The sequence below is a fragment of the Streptosporangium album genome (genome assembly GCF_014203795.1).
Classification (GTDB): domain Bacteria; phylum Actinomycetota; class Actinomycetes; order Streptosporangiales; family Streptosporangiaceae; genus Streptosporangium; species Streptosporangium album.
On sequence record NZ_JACHJU010000008.1, the window covers coordinates 16,100 to 21,160 of the forward strand.

A 5,061-nucleotide genomic window follows, 5' to 3' on the forward strand; every position below is an offset into this window, starting at 1 on the left:
TTTCCGTAGGTCATATCCGGGTACGCAGCGTCGCCCGACCGTCCGCGTAGAACTCGCGGATCTTGCCGATCACGAAGTCCTGGTCCGATTCGGACAGCGCCGGGTCGGTGGGAAGATAGAGGCCATCGGCCGCGTAGCGGGCGGCGTTCAGCGACGTCCAGCCGGGGTCGAAGTACATCGGCTGGCGGCTCATGGGCTGGAAGAACACTCGGGTCTCGATGCCCGAGTCCGCCAGGAACTCCCGCAGCTCCTCCCGCCGCTCCGCCCGGATGTCGTACATCCACAGGACGTCGCGCGGCGGCATGAGGGTGATCCCGTCTATGCCGTCGAGCCCCTGGTCGTAGTGGCTCTCGATGCGCTTGCGGATATCGAGGATCTCCTCGATCCGCTCCAGTTGGGCCAGGGCGACCGCAGCCTGCATATTCGTCATGCGGAAGTTGTAGGCCAGTTTCTTGTGGATGAAGTTGTGTTCCTTGGTGAAGGCCATGCCGCGCAGGTGGGTCATCTGCCGGGCCAGCCGCTCGCTGTCGGTGACGCAGACGCCGCCCTCGCCGGCAGTGATGATCTTGTTGGCGTACAGCGAGAAGCACGCCACGTCGCCGACCGGGCGCACGCCGATCGCCTCCGCGGAGTCCTCGACCACGCGCAGGTTGTACTCGTAGGCCACGTTCATGATCGCGTCCATGTCGCACCGCCGGCCGTAGACGTGCACCGGCATGATGGCCTTGGTCCGCGGCGTGATCTTCTCCTCGATCAGCGACACGTCGATGTTGAGGTCGTCGGCGCAGTCCACGAACACCGGCACCGCACCCGTGTAGCTGACCGCCCAGGCCGTGGCGACCATGGTGAACTCCGGCACCAGGACCTCGTCGCCTGGGCCGACTCCCAGGGCGCGCAGCGCGAGGGTGAGCGCGGTCGTGCCGGAGGAGCACGCGACGCCGTACGAGAAGCCGTTGTACTGAGCGAACTCCTCCTCGAATCGTCCGACGAAAGGGCCCTGCGAGGATATCCAGCCGGAATCGACGGCCTCGTTGAGGTACTGCAGTTCCCGTCCGGTGAGGTACGGCTTCGACACGTGATATTTGAACGCCATTGTTTCCCTCACTCATAAGCCGTTCGGCTCGTCGGCACAGGGCGGGAAAGGATGCGCGCCGAACAGGCGCCGGGGCACGTATAGAAGAACCCGGACGGCACTCGTGAAATCACTAGGAATCCAGGTCACCGACTCCGCGGCGCCGGACTACTAGTGAAACGCGCAGCGGGTGCTCGGCATAGTTTGTCGCGGCTGGGAGCGGGAGCCGCGCTATTCCCGTTTCCGCCTGGTGGCACGACAACGGCATTGGGGAGCGGCGCGTGAATCGGTCCGAGTTCACGAGTGACGACGCCATCGCGATCGTCGGAGTGTCCTGCCGGCTGCCCTCCGCGCCGGGACCGGCCGAGTTCTGGCGGTTGCTGCACGACGGCGTCAGCGCCGTGTCCACCGTGCCGCCCGGCCGCTGGGACGCGGGCCAGGAGCCCGGACCCAGCGCATACGGCGCGTTCCTGGACGAGGTCGACCGGTTCGACGCCGCCTTCTTCGGGATCTCGCCCCGCGAGGCCCGCGCAATGGATCCCCAGCAGCGGCTGACGCTGGAACTCAGCTGGGAGGCCCTGGAGAACGCGCGCATCGCGCCCACCCGGGTCCGTGATGCCGACGTCGGCGTGTTCATCGGCGTGATGGCCGACGACTACGCCCTGCTGAGCCGCCAGGCCGGTACGGCGGGCATCGGCCGTCACTCGCTCACGGGCGTCAACCGCGGCATCATCGCCAACCGCGTCTCGCACTTTCTCGCTCTGACCGGCCCGAGCGTGGCGGTGGACACCGGCCAGTCGTCGTCGCTGGTGGCGGTGCACCTGGCCTGCGAGAGCATCCGCAGCGGCGAGTCCAGCATGGCCCTCGCCGGCGGGGTCCAGCTCAACCTGGCCGTGGAAGGCGCCATGGCGCCCGCGGAGCTCGGCGCACTCTCTCCCGACGGCAGGTGCTTCACCTTCGACGAGCGGGCCAACGGGTACGTCCGCGGCGAGGGCGGCGCCGTCGTGCTGCTCAAGCCGTTGTCGCGGGCCGTCGCGGACGGCGACCACGTCTACTGCGTCATCGCGGGCAGCGCGGTCAACAACGACGGCCCCGGCGACACGCTCACCACACCGAGCGCCCTTGCCCAGGAGCGCGTGCTGAGGTCGGCGTGCGGGCGCGCCGGCGTGGATCCGGCGAGCGTCGGTTACGTGGAGCTGCACGGAACCGGCACCAAGGTGGGCGACCCCACGGAGGCCGCTGCCCTCGGCGCGGTCTACGGCGCGGAACGACCCCTGTGGGTGGGGTCGGCCAAGACCAACGTCGGCCACCTGGAGGGTGCCGCCGGGATCGTCGGCCTGCTCAAGACCGTGCTGGCCGTCGAGCAGCGGGTGCTGCCGCCGAGCCTCAACTTCGAGCGGCCGAACCCCGCGATCCGCTTCGACGAGTGGAACCTGCGGGTGGTGCGGTCGGCGATGCCGTGGCCGGCCGGTGAGGGTGCCCCGATCGTGGCGGGCGTCTCGTCCTTCGGGCTCGGCGGTACCAACTGCCACGTCGTGCTGACCTCCGCTCCGGCGCCTGTTGCCGGGACCGCGTCCGCTGCACGCGAGAGTGGGTATTGGACGCTGTCCGGCCACACCGAGAGCGCGCTGCGAGCCCAGGCGGCCCGGCTGGCGAGCCACATCAGGGAACGCGCGGACCTGTCGATCGCCGACGTGGCCTTCTCACTGGCGACGACCCGGGCGGGCCTGCGTCATCGGGCGGTCGTCGTCGGGGACAGACGCGAGCAGCTGCTGCGCGGGCTCGACGCCTTGTCGGAGGGGCGCTCGGCACGCGGGGTGGTGCGCGGCGGGGAACGTCCCGGCGATCAGGTGTTCGTCTTCCCCGGCCAGGGATCGCAGTGGGCCGGGATGGGGGTGGAGCTGCTCGACTCGGCGCCGGTGTTCGCGGCCGCCATGGCGGAGTGCGAGGCGGCGCTGGCACCCTTCGTCGACTGGTCGCTGACGAGCGTCGTCCGCGGTGAACCCGGCAGCCCGCCCAGGGAACGCGCCGACGTGATCCAGCCCGTGCTGTGGGCGATCATGGTCTCGCTGGCGGCGTTGTGGCGGTCGTACGGCGTGTGGCCCGCCGCGGTCGTGGGGCACTCCCAGGGGGAGGTCGCCGCCGCATGCGTTGCGGGCGCGCTGTCACTCGAGGATGGGGCCCGGATCGTGACCGCCAGGTCCCGGCTGGTCACCGAGGTGCTCGCCGGCGCCGGCGGCATGGTCTCCGTGGGACTGCCCGCGGATGTCGTGAACGAGCGGCTGGCCCGCTGGGAGGGCCGGCTGTCCGTTGCGGTCGTCAACGGCCCGTCCTCCGTCGTCGTCTCGGGTGACGACGAGGCGCTGGCCGAGATGATGGCCGAACTGGCGGGCACGGCGCAGGTGCGGCGGATCAAGGTCGACTACGCCTCGCACTGTTCCATGGTCGAGCGGATCGAGGACCTGCTGGCGCCGATGCTGGCATCGATCCGGCCTCGCGGCTCGGAGATCCCCTTCTACTCGACGGTGACCGGCGCGCTCCTGGACACGGCGGAGCTCGACGGTGATTACTGGTACCGCAACCTGCGCCGGCCGGTCGACTTCCAGGGCACGGTCGCGCGGATGCTGGCCGATGGGTTCGGCGTGTTCGTCGAGGTGAGCCCGCATCCGGTGCTGACCGGGAGCATCCAGGAAAGCGCGCAGGCCGCCGGGCGTCCGGCGGTGGCCGTCTGCACCAGTCGGAGGAACGCCGCCGGGATCTCCCGTGTGGTCACCTCTCTGGCCGAACTCCATGTCAACGGGGTGGAGGTCGGCTGGGAGAGGGTCGTTCCCGCCGCATCCCGGGTCGAGCTGCCGACATACGCGTTCCAGCGGGAGCGGTACCGGCTCGAAGAGCCCCGGCGCACGGAAGTGGGCTCGGCCGTTCTCACCCCCGTTGTCGCGGGGCTCACTATGAGCCCGCAGGCGGTGGGCGACGGAAGGAGCGGTCCTGGCGACGATCTGCTCGCGGTGGTCCGTGACGCGTGCGCGACCGTCCTCGGAACGGACGATCCCGACGCGGTCGAGCTCGGCCTGCCCTTCAAGGAGCTCGGTTTCGACTCCGCGATGCTCGTCGAGCTCACGACCAGGCTCAACGCGGCCGCCGGGCTGACGCTGACCGCGAACACCCTCTTCGACCACCCCACCCCGGCGAGACTCGCCGCCTTCCTGCGCTCCACACCCGGATCCCCGGAACCGGTGGAGTCCACTCCCACGGCCGACGAGCCCATCGCGATCATCGGGATGGCCTGCCGCTACCCCGGCGGGATCGACTCACCGGAAAGCCTGTGGCGGCTGGTCCACGCCGGGACGGACGCCGTGTCCACGATGCCATCCGACCGCGGCTGGCGGACCGCCGCCGTTCCCGGCGGCTTCCTCTACGATGCGGCCGACTTCGACGCTGCGTTCTTCGGTATCTCGCCGCGTGAGGCGCTGGCGATGGACCCGCAGCAGCGGCTGGCGCTCGAAGTGTCCTGGGAGGCGGTGGAGCGGGCAGGAATCCTGCCTTCGACCCTGTACGGCACGCGGACCGGCGTCTACCTCGGCGCGATGGCGCAGGACTACGGCGCCCGGATGCACGAGGTGTCCGGCGACGCCGAGGGCTACACGCTGACCGGTACCTCGCCCAGCGTCCTGTCAGGCCGCGTCGCCTACACCCTGGGCCTGGAAGGTCCCGCGATCACGGTGGACACCGCGTGCTCGTCGTCACTGGTCGGCATGCACCTGGCCGCGCAGGGACTGCGGTCGGGGGAGTGCTCGCTGGCGCTGGCGGGCGGTGTCACCGTCATGTCGACGCCCGGCATCTTCCTGTAGTTCGCCAAGCAGGGCGGCCTGTCCCCGGACGGGCGTTGTAAGGCGTTCTCCAACGCCGCCGACGGAACGGGATGGGCGGAGGGCGTCGGCGTCCTGCTCCTGGAACGGCTGTCGGACGCGCGCCGCCACGGGCACGAG

The 5,061-nt window shown here is 70.2% G+C and carries 1 protein-coding gene and 1 pseudogene; one reads left to right on the top strand and one right to left on the bottom strand.

The window, feature by feature from the left end:
• Positions 1 to 10: 10 nt before the first annotated feature.
• The gene (locus FHR32_RS41665; RefSeq protein WP_184760107.1) at positions 11 to 1,093 is read right to left on the bottom strand and encodes a DegT/DnrJ/EryC1/StrS family aminotransferase; all 1,083 of its coding nucleotides are present in this window, start codon (positions 1,091 to 1,093) and stop codon (positions 11 to 13) included.
• A gap of 260 nt (positions 1,094 to 1,353) precedes the next feature.
• Between FHR32_RS41665 and FHR32_RS43740 the strand changes: the two are divergent.
• Positions 1,354 to 5,031: pseudogene (locus tag FHR32_RS43740) on the top strand (type I polyketide synthase); the annotation flags it as partial.
• Between the last annotated feature and the right edge of the window lie 30 nt (positions 5,032 to 5,061).